Origin of the sequence: Pseudomonas moraviensis subsp. stanleyae (assembly GCF_036283065.1) — a bacterium.
Lineage (GTDB): Bacteria > Pseudomonadota > Gammaproteobacteria > Pseudomonadales > Pseudomonadaceae > Aquipseudomonas > Aquipseudomonas stanleyae.
In genome coordinates, this window is sequence record NZ_JAADJI010000001.1 from 152300 (window position 1) to 168750 (window position 16451).

Genomic DNA, 16451 nt, shown 5'->3' on the forward strand with positions numbered 1-16451 from the left:
TATCGACGCTCCGATACGGTTTTGAACGCCGCTGGTAAAAAAAATCAGTTTTTTCTGCGGCAGGGGTTTACAGTTAAAAAGGCGCTCCGTATAGTGCGCGCCATCGACGACGCACAAGCGCTTTCGATGATGCCCAGGTGGTGAAATTGGTAGACACGCCAGCTTCAGGTGCTGGTGACCTTACGGTCGTGGAAGTTCGAGTCTTCTCCTGGGCACCAATTTCGAGTTTGAGACTAGATCAGTTTCAAGACTCACACAAAACCCGCGAAAGCGGGTTTTTTGCATTTGCGGGAAAGCTTTTGCTCACACTGATTTATTAAAACCAAATCAGGGGTTTACAGATCAAAAAGGCCTCCGTATAGTGCGCCACATCAACAGCGGCAACGCTTGCGATGATTGCCCAGATGGTGAAATTGGTAGACACGCCAGCTTCAGGTGCTGGTGACCTTACGGTCGTGGAAGTTCGAGTCTTCTTCTGGGCACCAATTCAAATTCAAGGTTAAGACCTTGAATTACACAGAAACCCGCGAAAGCGGGTTTTTGCGTTTCTGGCCTCCTGAATTCCCCGTCGGCCTCGTAGGAGCGTGTAGGAGCGTGTAGGAGCTGACGAGTGCAACGAGGCTGCGATCTTTTGATCTTGCTTTTGACACCCTATTGTTCACCAGCAAGATCAAAAGATCGCAGCCTTCGGCAGCTCCTACAAGATCACCTCGCGCCGCACAAGGCGCACTTGAGAAACAATATCGTTTATCATTGTTGCAAGTTTTTGCAATGCGACAGTGAGGAACCCTGCGAATGACGTTTCGAAATACCCTGCGCCGAGGCCTGACCTTCACCCTCCTCGGCCTCGCGCTCGCCACTCCCCTCACCCAGGCTGCCGATGCGGTTTCCCTGACTCTCTACAACGGCCAGCACAAGGAAGTCGGCGACGCTATTGCCAAGGCTTTCGAAGCCAAGACCGGCATTCACGTCAACGTGCGCAAGGGCAGCAGCAACCAGCTCGCCAGCCAGATCATCGAAGAAGGCGATCGCTCTCCCGCCGACGTGATCTACACCGAAGAATCGCCACCACTGAACAACCTCGGCGAACAAGGCCTGTTGGCCAAGGCCGATGACGCCACTCTGGCGGTGTTGCCGGAAAAATACGTCGCCGCCAACGGCACTTGGATCGGCGTCACCGCGCGTGTTCGCGTGGTCGCCTTCAATCCGAAACTCATCGACGAAAAAGATCTGCCGAAATCGGTGATGGAATTCTCCGAGCCGCAGTGGCAAGGCAAAGTCGGTTTCGTGCCGACCAGCGGCGCCTTTCAGGAGCAGGCCGTTGCGATCATCAAGCTGCACGGTCGTGACGCTGCCGAAGAATGGCTGACCGGTCTGCGCGCATTCGGCAAGACCTACAGCAACAACATGGTCGCGCTCAAAGCCGTGGAAAACGGCGAAGTTGCCACGGTGCTGGTGAACAACTACTACTGGTTCGCCCTGCAACGCGAAAAAGGCAAGCTCGACTCCAAACTGCATTACTTCACCGGCGGCGACGCTGGCGGCTTGATCACCGTGTCCAGCGCTGCCGTGCTGAAGTCCAGCAAACATCCAAAAGAAGCCCAGCAATTCCTCGCTTTCATGGCCAGTGAAGAAGGCCAGCGCGTGATCACCCAGACCACCGCCGAATATCCGCTGCACAAAGGTATGGAATCGGATCGCGGCCTCAAGCCGTTCAGCGAACTGGAAGCACCGAACGTTACCCCGGCAGATCTGGGCAATGCTGAGGAAGCCCTGGAACTGGAACGCGAAGTTGGCCTGAACTGATGGCAGCATCGTTATCGGCCCCCGCCACGCGCGGGGGTTATGTGCCAAGACGCAAACGGCCGTCGATCTGGCTGGTGCTGCCGGTTTTGCTACTGGTGGTATTGAGCCTGTTGCCACTGGCCTACGTCGGAGTGAAAGCCTGGCAGGCCGGCTGGGCCGAGGCGTTGCATTTGCTGTGGCGCCCGTATGTGTTTGGCCTGTTGCGCAATACTTTGGCGTTGATGGTCGGCGTAACCGTTACCTGCGGCGTGATCGGCCTGTCACTGGCGTGGCTGCTGGAGCGCAGCAATCTGCCGGGACGTCGGCTGTGGGGCGTGATCCTGTGCCTGCCGTTTGCGGTGCCGGCGTTTGTCAGCAGCTTTACCTGGGTGTCGCTGAGTGCGCAGTTCGAAGGCCTCGGCGGGGCGATTCTGGTGATGAGCCTGTCGAAGTACCCACTGATCTTTCTGCCGGTTGCCGCGACCCTGCGCAATCTCGATCCCTCCCTCGAAGAATCTGCCCGTACACTCGGGCAGAATCGCTGGGGCGTGTTTTTCCGCGTCACCCTGCCGCTGCTGTGGCCATCGCTGCTGGCCGGTTCGCTGCTGATTGCCCTGCACATGCTGGTGGAATTCGGCGCGCTATCGATCATCGGCCTGCAGACCTTCACCACGGCGATCTATCAGCAATTCGAGCTGGAATTCAGCAACGCCAATGCCGCGATGCTTTCGGCGGTGTTGCTGGCGCTGTGTCTGCTGCTGTTGTGGCTGGAGCTGCGCGTGCGCGGCAAGGGCCGCCATGTGCGCACCGGCCAGGGCGCCGCGCGACAGGCTGAGCAAGTGAAGCTGGGCCCGTGGGCTGCGGTAGGTCAGTTGTATTGTTTGTTGCTGGCGATTGTCGGCAGCGGCATTCCGCTGGGGATGTTGGCGTATTGGCTGGCGGTCGGCTCATCGGCGGCGTTCCCGGTAGCGGCAATCAGCGAGGCGCTGCTGTCATCGCTGGCATTGTCATTGGGCGGCGCGGCGTTGTGCCTGGTGCTGGCGGTTCCGGTGGGGTTGCTGGTGGTGCGCTACAGAGGCCAATTGGCAATCTGGGCCGAACGCTTGCCGTATCTGCTGCACGCACTGCCGGGGCTGGTGATTGCGTTGACCCTGGTGTATTTCGCCCTGCATTACGTGCCGGCGCTGTATCAGACGTCGGGCTTGTTGCTGATCGCCTATGCGCTGCTGTTCCTGCCACTGGCGCAAGCGCCGATTCGTACCGCGCTGAACAAGGCTGCGCCGCAGCTGGAAGAAGCGGCGCGGACCTTGGGCGCATCGTCGCTCACGGCGTTTTGCCGGGTGACCTTGCCGATCATTTTCCCGGCTCTGGGCGCGGCGTTTGCGCTGGTGTTTCTCGATGCGATGAAGGAGTTGACGGCGACGTTGCTGCTCAGTCCGACTGGACTGAATACGCTGGCGACCGAGGTCTGGGCGCACACGGCGAATGTCGAGTTTGCGGCAGCGGCGCCGTATGCGGCGTTGTTGATTCTGGTCTCCGGACTGCCGGTATATCTGCTGACGACGCGGATGTATTTGAGCCGATGAAACAGCTATCGCGAGCAGGCTCACTCCTACATTGGAATGCGTTCCCCCTGTAGGAGTGAGCCTGCTCGCGATGAGGCCTAATCAGACAGCATCAAGCCCTGAACTGCCCCAGGCTCGCCTTGAGCTGCGCAGCCAGTCCATCCAGCACCTTGCCACTGGCCGTGGTTTCCACCACTGCCTGCGCCGCTTTCTCGGCTTGGGCATGAATTGTCTCAACCCGTCCACGCACTGCCTGCGCGCCCTGCGCCTGATGCGCTGCCGCTTGCGTCGCCAGACCGATCGCCGCATGCACCTGCTCAACCGAAGCCTGCACCGACTGCTGCAACCGCGCGCTGTCGCGCAACACCAGCAAACCTTCGCTGGCCTGCCGTCCGGCCTGACCAATCGCCTCGACCGCCTCACGCGCGCCCTGCTGCAGCGCAACAATGTGCGCCTGAATATCACCGGTGGAGCTTTGCGTTTTGCTCGCCAGCGCGCGCACTTCATCCGCGACCACGGCGAATCCACGTCCGGTCTCTCCCGCCCGCGCCGCCTCGATCGCTGCGTTCAACGCCAGCAGATTGGTCTGCTCGGCGATCCCGTGAATCACCGTCAACACCACTTCGATTTGCTCGCTCTGCTGCGCCAGTCGCTCGATGACTTTCGCCCCGGTATCGACTTGCCCGGCCAGCGCTTCGATCAGGCCGCCGACCTTCGCCGAGGTTCGGGTGTTTTCATCGGTGGCCTGACGAATTTCAACGACCTGTTTCAACGCCGCCTGCATCGCCTGACTTTCCGACTGCGCTTCATCGGCCATTTGCGACAGCGCACGCAGGCTTTCTGCGACTTCATCGCGCTGCATTCCGGCAGCGGCATCGGCCCCGGCATTGCGCAAAGTCATCGCGCCAATTTCCACGCCAGTGCGCTGAGCCACATCACCGGCCTCGCGTACGATCGGCTGCAACTTGTCGACGAAGCGATTGACTGCCGAGGCCATGTCGCCGATCTCATCCTTGCTGTTGATCTGCACACGTTTGGTCAGATCGCCCTCGCCTGCCGCCAGATCATCCATTGCCGCATTGAGCATTTTCAGGCGATTGACCACGCGATGACCCAGCACCACCGCCAGCAACAGCAGCACGCCGCAACCGACCAGCGCCAGGCCGAGTCCGATACGCCAGCGTAATGTCGCAGCCGCCTCTTGAACGGTTTGTGCGGTGTTGGCTTTCATTTCGCCGGCGGTGCCCTGCGCCGATTGCAGGCGCGCCTGCATCGCTTTGGCACTGTCTGCCGCTGCGCCTTTGAGGCTGTCACCGACCAGTTGATCGCTGCTGGCAATCAGCGCCAGAAAACGCTTGTCGAGCTCTGCCAGATCGGTTTCCACCGAGGCCGTGGACACGCCCATCAGCACTTTGCCGATTTCCACGCCATTGGGATTGATCGAGGCTTCGAGGTAGTAGACCGAAGGATCGTTTTTCGCCGCATCCAGCACTTTATCCAGCGCACGCTCTCCCTGACCTTTTTCCAGCAAGGCCTTGTTGATCGGGTTTTCACGATTGAGATAACGGGTCAGATGCTGGCCGGTGGCGTCGTCATACACCACGAACAGCACGTTGGGGTTGCGCTGAGCGCGACGAGCGAACTCCGACAGCGTTGGTACGTCACTGTCCCACATGGCACGCGGCGCTACGGACGCAAGCAATTGCGCCATGTCGTTGGCGGAGTCCTTGAGATCCTTTTCCAGCGTCGCCCGTAGTTGCGCCTGCTCTTCTTTGAGACGTGCAGACAAACCGGCGGTCAGGCGTTGACGAGTGCTGGCTGACAGCGCATCGAGACTGGAGGTGACTTCACGTCCGGCCTGCTCCAGTTCACCGGAAAGCTTTTGACTGTCCGCCCCCAAGCGCACGGCGAGATCGGCTTCCAGTGCCGTGACCGTGCTCCGGGTCAGGGCGACTGCGACCAACACCTGCACCAAAAGGGCGATACCAAGGGTAACGAACACCGGCCGCAACAAACGGCTTTGTAACAGTGAGAGAACGGCTGACACTTTAAATCCCTCTACTTCTGACGCCATTAATTTGATGGCACTCTTGTAGACAGATTCACAGCAAAGGTCATGCCGTCCAACAGGCATAAACGACAAAGGCCCCGATTAAGGGGCCTTTGTTTTTTACATCAACGACTTATCAAGCGAACGGATGACGCAGAACGATGGTTTCGTTGCGGTCCGGCCCCGTCGAAATAATGTCGATCGGCGCGCCGATCAACTCTTCAACGCGTTTGATGTAGGCACGGGCATTGGCCGGCAGCTCTTCCAGGGTCTTGGCACCCACGGTCGATTCGCTCCAGCCCGGCACCTCTTCGTACACAGGCTGCAGGCCTACGTAGCTGTCCGCATCGGTCGGGGCAACGGCATTGCCCTGCGCGTCCTTGTAGCCGACGCAGATGTTGATGGTTTCAAGACCGTCGAGTACGTCCAGCTTGGTCAGGCAGATGCCCGAGATGCTGTTCACATCGATAGCGCGGCACAGGATGACGGCGTCGAACCAGCCGCAACGACGGGCACGGCCAGTGGTGGCGCCGAACTCGTGACCTTGCTTGGCCAGATGCGCACCGACGTCATCGAACAGCTCGGTCGGGAACGGACCGGAACCGACGCGAGTGGTGTAAGCCTTGGTGATGCCCAGGATGTAGTCGAGGAACATCGGACCAACGCCCGAACCGGTCGCTACGCCACCAGCGGTGGTGTTGGAGCTGGTCACGTACGGGTAGGTGCCGTGGTCGATGTCGAGCAACGAACCTTGCGCGCCTTCGAACATGATGTCCTTGCCGGCACGACGCAGGTCGTGCAGCTCGGCAGTCACGTCGAGCATCAGCGGCTTGAGCAGCTCAGCGTATTCCTTGCACTCGGCCAGGGTCTTTTCGAACTCGATGGCCGGTTCCTTGTAGTAACCGACCAGCATGAAGTTGTGGTAGTCCACCAGTTCACGCAGCTTGTCTTCGAAGCGCGGCATGTTCAGCAGGTCGCCAACACGCAGGCCACGACGGGCAACTTTATCTTCGTAAGCCGGGCCGATGCCGCGACCGGTGGTACCGATCTTCAGCTCGCCACGGGCTTTTTCACGGGCCTGGTCCAGCGCAACGTGGAAGGACAGGATCAGCGGGCAGGACGGGCTGATACGCAGGCGCTCGCGCACCGGCACGCCTTTCTCTTCCAGCTTGGTGATCTCGCGCAGCAGGGCGTCAGGTGCAACCACCACGCCGTTGCCGATCAGGCATTGCACGCCTTCGCGCAGCACGCCCGACGGAATCAGGTGCAAGACGGTTTTCTCGCCGTCGATCACCAGCGTGTGACCCGCGTTGTGGCCACCCTGGTAGCGCACTACGGCGGCAGCATGTTCGGTCAGCAGATCAACGATCTTGCCTTTGCCCTCATCACCCCACTGGGTGCCCAGGACTACGACATTCTTACCCATAACACTTGTCCTCATTCGCGCAAACTTGGTGCCGGCGATGGCCGGCAGGAAAACTCAAGAAGCCAGTGGCGATACTTGCCAAAGCCCGTTCTGCTGAATCAATTGCCGGTCGCAGTCCGCATCACGGGCGGCGGCCAAAGGTTGTCCAGGCAAGGCCTGAACGACACGCTGACCCTCACTGCGCAACTGGCAAACCTGCTGCCAGAGTGCCGCATCCGTACTGTCAGGCATCCAGATACCGCCAGACGGTAGCTCGATCTCAGCACGCCCCAGGGTCACCAGGGTTTTCAAATCGGTAGAAAATCCGGTCGCCGGACGCGCGCGACCGAAGTCGGCGCCGATGTCGTCGTAACGACCGCCCTGAGCAATGGACTGACCAACGCCGGGCACGAACACCGCGAACACCACGCCGGTGTGGTAGTGATAGCCGCGCAATTCGCCGAGGTCGAAATACAACGGCAACTGCGGGAAGCGCACGGAAAGCCGCTCGGCAATCGCCAGCAGATCTTCCAGCGCCGCCAGAACCGGCGCCGGCGCATTGGCCAGACGCTCGCGGGCAGCGCTCAACACCTCACGGCCGCCGCACAGATCAACCAGTGCGCGCAGCATGCCCGACAGATCGGCCGGCAGGCCTTCGGTCAGGGTAATCACTTCATCGATAGCCTTGCGCTGCAGGGCATCGAACAACTGCTGCTCGACTTCACCGGACAGACCGGCGGCGCGCGCCAGACCACGGTAGATGCCGACATGCCCGAGGTCCATGTGCACATCCGGCACATCGGCCAGCTGCAGCATGGCCAGCATCAGGCTGATGACTTCGACGTCGCTGCTCGGACTGGCGTCGCCGTACAACTCGGCGCCCAGCTGGATCGGGCTGCGCGAGGACGACAGTGCACGCGGCTGGGCGTGCAGCACGCTACCGGCATAGCACAAACGGCTCGGGCCTTCGCGACGCAGGGTGTGCGCATCGATGCGCGCGACCTGGGGCGTGATGTCGGCACGGAAACCCATCTGCCGGCCCGATTGTGGGTCGATGACCTTGAAGGTACGCAGATCCAGGTCCTGGCCCGCGCCGGTCAGCAGGGATTCCAGGTACTCGATATGAGGAGTCACGACAAACTCGTAACCCCAGCTCTGGAACAGATCCAACACCTGACGACGCGCGACTTCAATGCGCGCCGCCTCCGGTGGCAGTACTTCTTCGATGCCATCTGGCAGCAGCCAGCGGTCTACCGTTGCCATTACGCCATTCCCCTTTGATCCGGGCGGCCAGCACGAGGGCGAGCCTTGAGTGAAGCAGAAAATGACCGGGGCGTTCAAAACGCACGCGCATGAACGACGCAGCGAAAGGCCTGTTACCGGCTTCGCCCATCACTTTCCTCGAAAAACGCTCGGGCCGTACAAACCCGAAGCCTGCAACAAAAACAGCAATCAAACGTGCAGACGCAAAAAAGCCGGGAATTTCCCGGCTGCCGCATCATACACACGTTTTCCGAAAGGATCACCCCGCCCGAGGTTTTAGCCGCCGGGCGGAATGATTCAGGTCAACGGCATGTCAAGGCTTGGCTTTTTCCAGGTAACGGAAGAAGTCGCTGCTTGGGTCGAGGACCAGGACGTCGGATTTGTTCGCGAAGCTTTCACGGTAGGCACGCAGGCTACGGTAGAAACCGTAGAACTCCTGATCCTGACCGTAGGCCTTGGAGTAGATCGCAGCAGCCTGGGCGTCACCGTCACCGCGAACCTCTTCGGATTCACGATAGGCTTCGGCCAGCAGCACGCGGCGTTGACGATCGGCGTCGGCACGGATGCCTTCGGCCAGCTCGTTACCCTTGGCGCGGTGCTCGCGAGCTTCACGCTCACGCTCGGTGCTCATACGCTCGAACACGCTGCGGTTCACTTCCTTCGGCAGATCGATGGCCTTGACCCGGACATCGACCACTTCGATACCCAGCTCTTTTTCCGCCATCTTGTTCAGCGACGCGGTGATGTCAGCCATCAGCGCATCACGCTCACCCGACACCACTTCGTGCAGGGTGCGCTTGCCGAACTGGTCCCGCAGGCCGGATTCCAGACGACGGGACAGACGCTCGTCGGCAATCTGCTTCAGACCCGAAGTCGCGGTGTAGAAACGCTCGGCATCTTTCACCCGCCACTTGGCGTAGGCATCGACCATTACGGCTTTCTTTTCCAGGGTCAGGAAGCGCTGCGTCGGTGCATCCAGCGTCAGCAGACGCGCGTCGAATTTGCGCACCTGGTTGACGTAAGGCACCTTCACATGCAGACCCGGCTGGACATCGGCCTGAACCACACGACCGAATTGCAGCAGCACCGCGCGCTCGGTCTGAGCGACGATATAGAAGCAATTCCAGCCCACCAGTACCACGACGACGCCAACGATCAGGGCGATCAGCGATTTATTGCTCATCAGCGGGTCTCCCTTGTACGCGTCTGCGGCACGTCAGTGACATGCGGCGTGACGTCCGTGTTGTTGCTGGCGGCCGAACCGGTCACCGGTGCATTACCCGAAGTGTTCTGGATCATCTTGTCCAACGGCAGGTAGAGCAGATTGCTCTGGCCGTTCTTGTTGCCGGTCACGAGAACCTTGCTGGTGTTGCTGAAGACTTCCTGCATGGTGTCCAGGTACAGACGCTCGCGGGTGACTTCAGGAGCCTTGCGATACTCGGCGACCAGCTTGGTGAAGCGATCGGCCTCGCCCTTGGCGCGCGAGATTGTCTCGTCGCGGTAACCGTTGGCGTCTTCGATGATGCGCTGGGCCTGACCACGGGCTTCCGGCACCACGCCGTTGGCGTAGGTTTCGGCCTGGTTGCGCGAACGCTGCTCGTCTTCACGGGCGCGGATCACGTCATCGAAGGCTTCCTGCACTTCACGCGGTGCCGCTGCGCTCTGTACGTTGACCTGGGTGACAGTGATACCGGTGCGATAGGTATCGAGGAAACGTTGCAGACGCTCCTTGATTTCGCTCGCCATCAATTCACGACCTTCGGTCAGCACCTGGTCCATGGCGGTGGAACCGACCACATGACGCAACGCACTTTCGGTCGCGTGCTGCAGGCTGATTTCCGGCTGATCGACGTTCAGCACGAAGTCCTGCAGGTTGCTGATCTTGTACTGCACGGTCAGCGGCACTTCGACGATGTTTTCGTCTTCAGTCAGCATCTGGCCCTGCTTGGTGTACGCACGCTCACGCGTCACGTTCTCCATGTACTTCTTGTCGATCGGCGGGAAGTAGATGTTCAGGCCCGGGCCGACAGTCTCGTAGTACTTGCCGAAGCGCAGCACCACGGCCTGCTCCTGCTCGTCCACCACGTACACCGCGCTGTACAGCCAGACAGCCGCCAGCACGACCAGGCCGATGCCGAGCAGACCGCCAAAGCCACCACTGCTCCTGCCGGAACCGCCGCCGTCATCACCGCGTTTCTTACCACCACCGAACAACCCGTTCAGGCTTTCCTGCAGCTTTCGGAAGGCCTCGTCGAGATCCGGTGGTCCCTTGCGGTCGCCGTTATTGCGGCGCTTGCCACCCCAGGGATCCTGATTATTCGAGTTGCCACCCGGCTCATTCCAAGCCATAGCGCTCTCCATCTGATAAAGCAAAGACGCACCCACGGCGCGCCGACCAATGCTACAGAATGCCTGCCGTTGCGGCACAACCGCTTTTTCAGGCTTTTATTGCAAAGTGTGTTGCTCGATGAATTCCATCGGCTGCAATCCTTCGCGGCTTACCAATCGATTGAGCTCGATCCGGGGCAAACGAACGGCCAGCAGGCTGACACCTTCTTCATCGTATTCTTCTTTCTGCACCGCCCCGAGTTCGAAGAACTGCGCACGCAGTCGAGCGAATCGCTGCGGCAAGCGCAAGGTACCGACGAACAGATCACTGCCGAGCAACTCGGCAATGGCCTGTTCGAGCAACTCCAGACCGCTGCCATCACGCGCCGAAAGCCAGACCCGTTGCGGCTTGCCATCGGCATCGCGCTGGATCTGCGGCTCGACGCCTTCGAGCAAATCGAGTTTGTTATAGACCTCGAGGATCGGCAAGTCCTGGGCACCAATCTCGCCCAGCACCACCATCACCTGCTCGATCTGTAACATGCGATCCGGTTCGGCCGCGTCGATCACGTGCAGCAGCAGGTCGGAATTGCTCGACTCTTCGAGCGTAGACCGAAATGCCTCGACCAGCTTGTGCGGCAGGTGACGAATGAATCCCACGGTGTCGGCCAGGACAATCGGACCGAGGTCATCAAGCTCCAGGCGGCGCAGGGTCGGATCGAGCGTGGCGAACAGTTGATCGGCCGCGTACACGTCGGATTTCGTCACGTTGTTGAAGAGTGTCGACTTGCCGGCGTTGGTATAGCCCACCAGCGAAACGGTGGGGATATCCGCACGGGATCGGCCACGGCGCGATTGCTCGCGCTGACTGCGCACCTTCTCCAGCCGCCCCTTGATCTGGCGCAGGCGGACCCGCAGCAGACGGCGGTCGGTTTCCAGCTGGGTTTCACCCGGGCCGCGCATACCGATACCGCCACCCTGACGCTCAAGGTGAGTCCAGCCGCGAACCAGCCGCGTGCTCATGTGGTCAAGCTGGGCCAGTTCGACCTGCAGCTTGCCCTCATGGGTACGGGCGCGTTGAGCGAAAATATCGAGAATCAGCCCGGTGCGGTCAATCACGCGACACTCGAAAACACGTTCGAGGTTGCGCTCCTGACTGGGCGTTAGGATGTGATTGAAAATCACCAGATCGGCTTCTTCAGCCTTGACCAGGTCGCGCAGCTCCTCGACCTTGCCGCTGCCGATCAGATATTTGGCGGTTGGCCGATGACGCGGCACGTTAAAAAACGCAACGGTCTCGGCGCCAGCCGAATTTGCCAACTCCTGAAACTCCTGCGGATCTTCGCGCGCCTCAGGGTCCTGTCCATCCAAGTGAACGAGGATGACTCGTTCACCACCACCGTGGCGCTCAAAGAACAAAGGAGACTCCTATCAGGCGTTACCCGGCGCTGCGTCGGCATCGCCCTGTTCGTTTTCGGTTGCGCTAGGCAGACGAATTGGACGAACCGGCACGACGGTCGAAATAGCGTGTTTGTAGACCATCTGGCTGACGGTGTTTTTCAGCAGGATCACGAACTGGTCGAACGACTCGATCGTCCCTTGCAGCTTGATACCGTTGACCAGGTAGATGGAAACCCCGACTTTCTCTTTACGTAAAGTGTTCAGGTAAGGGTCTTGTAGCGAATGCCCTTTTGACATGTGCCGCACTCCTTTAAGGATTCAATAATAAAAACAGGTAAATTCAGATGGCTTCGGCCGTCACACCCCCAAGGATAGACGGCAATTGCAAGGACTCAGCTCAATATGGAGATGGTCCCAAGGTATTTCAAGGCGCGTGGCAGATTGTCGCAATCAAGACTGTCCAGCCAGTGCAAATCGTCCCAGCTGCGCAGCCAGGTAAACTGGCGTTTGGCCAATTGGCGCGTGGCGATGATGCCGCGCTCCTGCATCTGGGCCAATGTCAGCTTGCCGTCCAGGTAATCCCAGACTTGGCGGTAGCCTACCGCACGTATAGACGGCAACCCTGAATGCAGGTCACTTCTCTTACGCAGGGCTACGACCTCGTCGATGAATCCCTGTTCCAACATATTTGTGAATCTTTGTTCAATTCGCTGGTGCAGAACCTGGCGATTTGCCGGAGCAATGGCCAGGTTCGCGACAGTATAGGGCAATTGTTGACGCCCCGAAGCGGCTGCTTCAGTACTTTGCGCAGATTGTTGCTCGCGCAGGGCGGTCATGCTCTGCCCGCTGACTCGATAGACCTCAAGTGCCCGACTCAAGCGCTGCGGATCATTTGGATGAATGCGCGCCGCCGACACCGGATCGATTTGCGCCAACTGCTCGTGAAGGGCTTGCCAGCCGAGACGTGCAGCTTCTTCTTCGATCTGCGCGCGCACCTCGGGATCGGCTGCCGGCATGTCCGCCAGACCTTCGACCAAAGCCTTGTAATAGAGCATGGTGCCGCCGACCAGCAGCGGGATCTTTCCCCGCGCGGTGATCTCGGCCATGGCTTGCAGGGCGTCGCGGCGGAAATCGGCAGCGGAATACGCTTCAGCAGGATCGAGAATGTCGATCAGGCGGTGCGGGTATTCGGCCAGCAGTTCTTTCGAAGGCTTGGCCGTGCCGATGTCCATGCCGCGGTAGACCAGCGCCGAATCGACGCTGATCAATTCGCACGGCAGCACCTTGCTCAGCTCGATGGCCAGATCGGTCTTGCCCGCAGCGGTCGGGCCCATCAGAAAAATCGCTGGAGGGAGCTGACTCATCAACGACCGCGCAGGAACAGTTTGTCCAGATCGTCCAGGCCCAGCTGGGTCCAGGTCGGTCGGCCATGGTTGCATTGACCGCTGCGCTCGGTGTTTTCCATGTCGCGCAGCAAGCCGTTCATTTCCGGCAGGGCCAGACGCCGGTTGGCGCGGATCGCGCCGTGGCAGGCCATGGTGCCGAGCAGTTCGTTGAGGTGCGCCTGAATGCGGTCGCTGGTGCCATATTCCATCAGGTCCGACAGAACATCGCCGACCAGCCGATTGGCCTCCGCCTGCTTGAGCAACGCCGGAATCTGCCGGATCGCCAGCGTTTCCGGACCAAGCCGCTGCAACTCAAAACCAAGTCGCTGAAACCACGCCGCATGTTCTTCAGCGCAATCGGCTTCGCGCTGACTGACCGCCAGCGACTCAGGCACCAGCAATGGCTGACCACTGAGGCCTTCGCTGGCCATGGCGATCTTCAGGCGCTCGTACATGATCCGCTCGTGGGCGGCATGCATGTCTACCAGCACCAGGCCATGGGCGTTCTCGGACAAAATATAAATGCCCTTGAGCTGCGCCAGTGCATAGCCGAGCGGCGGAATATCTTCCTGACCGGTCGGCAGTGCGCTGGCATTGGCTTCAGGCAGCGGCGCGAAAAATTCCTTGTAAGCGGCTTGCGCCTCGGCAGCAGGCACCGCCGATTGGGGTCGCGGCGTGTATTGATACTGATAGGCGCCGCCAGCGCTGGCGCCGGATGACGTGTTGAACGCCGGTTGCGCCTGCGGTTGCTCCAGCAGCGCATTGGCGGCCAGACGCATCTCGCCCTGCGGGCCGAATTCGCCCGCCTCGATTCCAGTTGGCCGAACGATCGCCGTAGTGACCGAGCCGGCCAGTTGATCCTCCGGTCGCACGTCGCCCAGCGCACGGTGCAGCGTGCCATACAGGAAGTCGTGGACCATGCGCCCGTCCCGGAAGCGCACTTCGTGCTTGGTCGGGTGCACGTTGACGTCGACCGCTGCCGGGTCGACTTCGAAAAACAGCGCGAAGGTCGGATGCCGCCCATTGAACAGCACGTCGCGATAAGCCTGGCGCACGGCGTGGGCGACCAGTTTGTCGCGCACAGCCCGACCGTTGACGAAGAAATATTGCAAGTCGGCCTGACTGCGGTTGAAGGTCGGCAAACCGACCCAGCCCCACAGGTGCAGGCCATTGCGTTCGATTTCGATCGGCAACGCCTGCTCGAGGAAACCGGAACCGCAGATCGCCGCCACGCGCCGCGCACGGGCGGCATCGTCATGGGCCTCGTGCAGGCTGAGGATGGTCTTGCCGTTGTGGCGCAGATGAAAGGCCACGTCGAAGCGCGCCAGCGCCAGACGCTTGATCACTTCTTGCAGGTGATCGAATTCGGTTTTTTCGGTCTTGAGGAATTTGCGCCGGGCCGGGGTGTTGAAGAACAGGTCGCGAACTTCCACTGAAGTGCCGACCGGATGCGCCGCCGGCTGCACGCGCGGCGCCATGTCGCGGCCTTCGGTCTCGACCTGCCAGGCCTGATCGGCATCGCGGGTGCGCGAGGTCAGGGTCAAGCGTGCGACAGAGCTGATCGACGCCAGCGCCTCGCCACGAAAACCCAGGCTCATCACCTGTTCAAGGTCTTCGAGGTTGCGGATCTTGCTGGTGGCGTGGCGCGCCAGGGCCAGCGGCAGGTCATCGGCGGAAATGCCGCTGCCGTCATCGCGCACCCGCAGCAACTTGACGCCGCCCTGCTCGACATCGACGTCGATACGCTTGGCGCCGGAGTCGAGACTGTTTTCCAGCAGCTCCTTGATCACCGAAGCCGGGCGTTCAACCACTTCACCGGCGGCGATCTGGTTCGCCAGCCGCGGGCTGAGCAGCTCGATGCGCGCAGAGTTCAGTACCTGGTTCATTCTTTGGACGCCAGTTCGGTGCCGGGAATGGTCAGGTGCTGACCGACTTTCAGCTCGTCACTTTTCAGGTTGTTGGCAGCACGCAACGTGGCCGGCGAGACCTGATAGCGCACGCCGATCATCGCCAGGGTTTCCCCCGGGCCGACGCGGTGGTCGCGTGGGCCCTGGGCAATCTTGCCGGAATCACGCAACCAGGCGATGTAGGTGCCCGGTGGTGGATTCTGCTGGAAGAACTGGCGCACGCCGCTGCTGATCGACCGCGCCAGCGCCTGCTGGTGGCTCGACGCGGACAGTTTGTTCGCTTCGTTGGCGTTGGAGATGAAGCCGGTTTCGACCAGGATCGACGGAATGTCCGGCGACTTCAGCACCATGAACCCGGCCTGTTCCACGCGCTGTTTGTGCAGCGGCGTGACCCGGCCAATGTTGGTCAGGACCTTCTGGCCGACGTTGAGGCTGGAGGTCAGCGAGGCGGTCATCGACAGGTCGAGCAGCACGCCGGCGAGCATGCGGTCCTTGTCATCGAGGCTGACGTTGCCGGCACCGCCGATCAGGTCGGAACGGTTTTCACTGTCGGCCAGCCAACGGGCGGTCTCGGATGTAGCGCCGCGATCGGACAAGGCGAAGACCGACGCACCGAAAGCGGCCGCTGACGGCGCAGCGTCGGCGTGGATCGAGACGAACAGGTCGGCGCCCTTCTTGCGGGCGATCTCGGTACGCCCGCGCAATGGAATGAAGTAATCGCCGGTACGGGTCAGTTCGGCGCGGAAGCCTTTCATGCCGTTGACCTGACGCTGCAATTCGCGGGCGATCTGCAGCACCACGTCTTTCTCACGCTGGCCGCGCGAGCCGGACGCGCCCGGGTCTTCGCCACCGTGGCCGGCGTCGATCACGACAATAATGTCGCGCTTGCCGGCCGGAGCTGGCGGCAGCTTGATCGCCGGCTCAGTCGGGGTCACCGGCACTGCCGGCACGGTCGCCACCGAGGGCGTCGGCGCTGGCGGCGGCGCGGCGTCGGCCGGGTTGTCGAACAGATCGACCACCAGACGGTTGCCGTACTGCGCGTTCGGCGCCAGCGAGAAGCTTTTCGGGGTGACAGCTTTTTTCAGATCGATGACCACCCGCAGGTCAGTCGGCGTGCGCTGGGCCGAGCGCATCGCGGTGATCGGCGTGTTCGCGGTCTGCACGTTCAACGGCGCGCCGAGGGTGGCGCCATTGATGTCGATCACCAGCCGGTCCGGCGCGGTCAGGGTGAAAACGCTGTGCTGCACCGGGCCGCTCAGGTCAAAGACCAGTCGCGTGTTGTCCGGCGCCCGCCACAGGCGCACGCTGTTGACCTTTGATTCGGCCACAGCGTTGACGGTTACTGCCATCAACATCAGTCCA

Annotated in this window: 12 protein-coding genes and 2 tRNA genes; 4 read left to right on the forward strand and 10 right to left on the reverse strand. The window is 60.9% G+C overall.

What is annotated here, in order from left to right:
- The first annotated feature begins 131 nt into the window (after positions 1–131).
- The 4 genes from GXB78_RS00615 (at position 132) to GXB78_RS00630 (ending at position 3371) form a co-directional block, all read left to right on the forward strand.
- Positions 132–218: transfer RNA gene (locus GXB78_RS00615), tRNA-Leu, on the forward strand.
- Between the two features lie 180 nt (positions 219–398).
- Positions 399–485 (forward strand) — tRNA-Leu (locus GXB78_RS00620).
- 310 nt (positions 486–795) lie between these two features.
- Positions 796–1806, forward strand: a complete 1011-nt coding sequence (locus GXB78_RS00625) for an extracellular solute-binding protein (RefSeq protein WP_016771941.1) — start codon at positions 796–798, stop codon at positions 1804–1806.
- Positions 1806–3371 carry an ABC transporter permease gene (locus tag GXB78_RS00630; RefSeq protein WP_329513732.1) on the forward strand — a complete coding sequence of 522 codons (1566 nt, stop codon included), beginning with the start codon at positions 1806–1808 and terminating at the stop codon, positions 3369–3371. The genes GXB78_RS00625 and GXB78_RS00630 overlap by 1 nt, the downstream gene beginning before the upstream one ends.
- A gap of 91 nt (positions 3372–3462) precedes the next feature.
- On the opposite strand, the gene GXB78_RS00635 is transcribed toward GXB78_RS00630, so the two are convergent.
- The 10 genes from GXB78_RS00635 to GXB78_RS00680 form a co-directional block, all read right to left on the reverse strand.
- Positions 3463–5397, reverse strand: coding sequence for a methyl-accepting chemotaxis protein (locus GXB78_RS00635; RefSeq protein ID WP_329513733.1), 1935 nt, complete (start codon positions 5395–5397; stop codon positions 3463–3465).
- 139 nt (positions 5398–5536) lie between these two features.
- The gene (locus GXB78_RS00640) at positions 5537–6826 is read right to left on the reverse strand and encodes an adenylosuccinate synthase (protein ID WP_329513734.1); all 1290 of its coding nucleotides are present in this window, start codon (positions 6824–6826) and stop codon (positions 5537–5539) included.
- A gap of 54 nt (positions 6827–6880) precedes the next feature.
- Entirely contained in the window at positions 6881–8068 is a 1188-nt protein-coding gene (locus GXB78_RS00645; protein ID WP_016771944.1) for an ATP phosphoribosyltransferase regulatory subunit, read from the reverse strand.
- A gap of 313 nt (positions 8069–8381) precedes the next feature.
- The gene (gene hflC, locus GXB78_RS00650; RefSeq protein WP_016771945.1) at positions 8382–9251 is read right to left on the reverse strand and encodes a protease modulator HflC; all 870 of its coding nucleotides are present in this window, start codon (positions 9249–9251) and stop codon (positions 8382–8384) included.
- Positions 9251–10417 (reverse strand): FtsH protease activity modulator HflK, encoded by a 1167-nt coding sequence (gene hflK / locus GXB78_RS00655; RefSeq protein ID WP_329513735.1) that lies wholly within the window; start codon positions 10415–10417, stop codon positions 9251–9253. The genes hflC and hflK overlap by 1 nt, the downstream gene beginning before the upstream one ends.
- Before the next feature lie 96 nt (positions 10418–10513).
- A complete protein-coding gene (gene hflX, locus GXB78_RS00660) occupies positions 10514–11815 on the reverse strand; it encodes a ribosome rescue GTPase HflX (RefSeq protein WP_042607805.1) in 1302 nt (433 codons plus the stop codon).
- Positions 11816–11827: 12 nt separating this feature from the next.
- Positions 11828–12094, reverse strand: coding sequence for an RNA chaperone Hfq (gene hfq / locus GXB78_RS00665; RefSeq protein WP_016771947.1), 267 nt, complete (start codon positions 12092–12094; stop codon positions 11828–11830).
- A gap of 95 nt (positions 12095–12189) precedes the next feature.
- Entirely contained in the window at positions 12190–13161 is a 972-nt protein-coding gene (gene miaA, locus GXB78_RS00670; protein ID WP_329513736.1) for a tRNA (adenosine(37)-N6)-dimethylallyltransferase MiaA, read from the reverse strand.
- On the reverse strand, positions 13161–15068 hold the full coding sequence (gene mutL / locus GXB78_RS00675; RefSeq protein ID WP_329513737.1) for a DNA mismatch repair endonuclease MutL: 1908 nt from the start codon (positions 15066–15068) through the stop codon (positions 13161–13163). Before mutL ends, miaA begins: the two co-directional genes overlap by 1 nt.
- Entirely contained in the window at positions 15065–16444 is a 1380-nt protein-coding gene (locus GXB78_RS00680; RefSeq protein WP_408005096.1) for an N-acetylmuramoyl-L-alanine amidase, read from the reverse strand. Before GXB78_RS00680 ends, mutL begins: the two co-directional genes overlap by 4 nt.
- Positions 16445–16451: the final 7 nt, after the last annotated feature.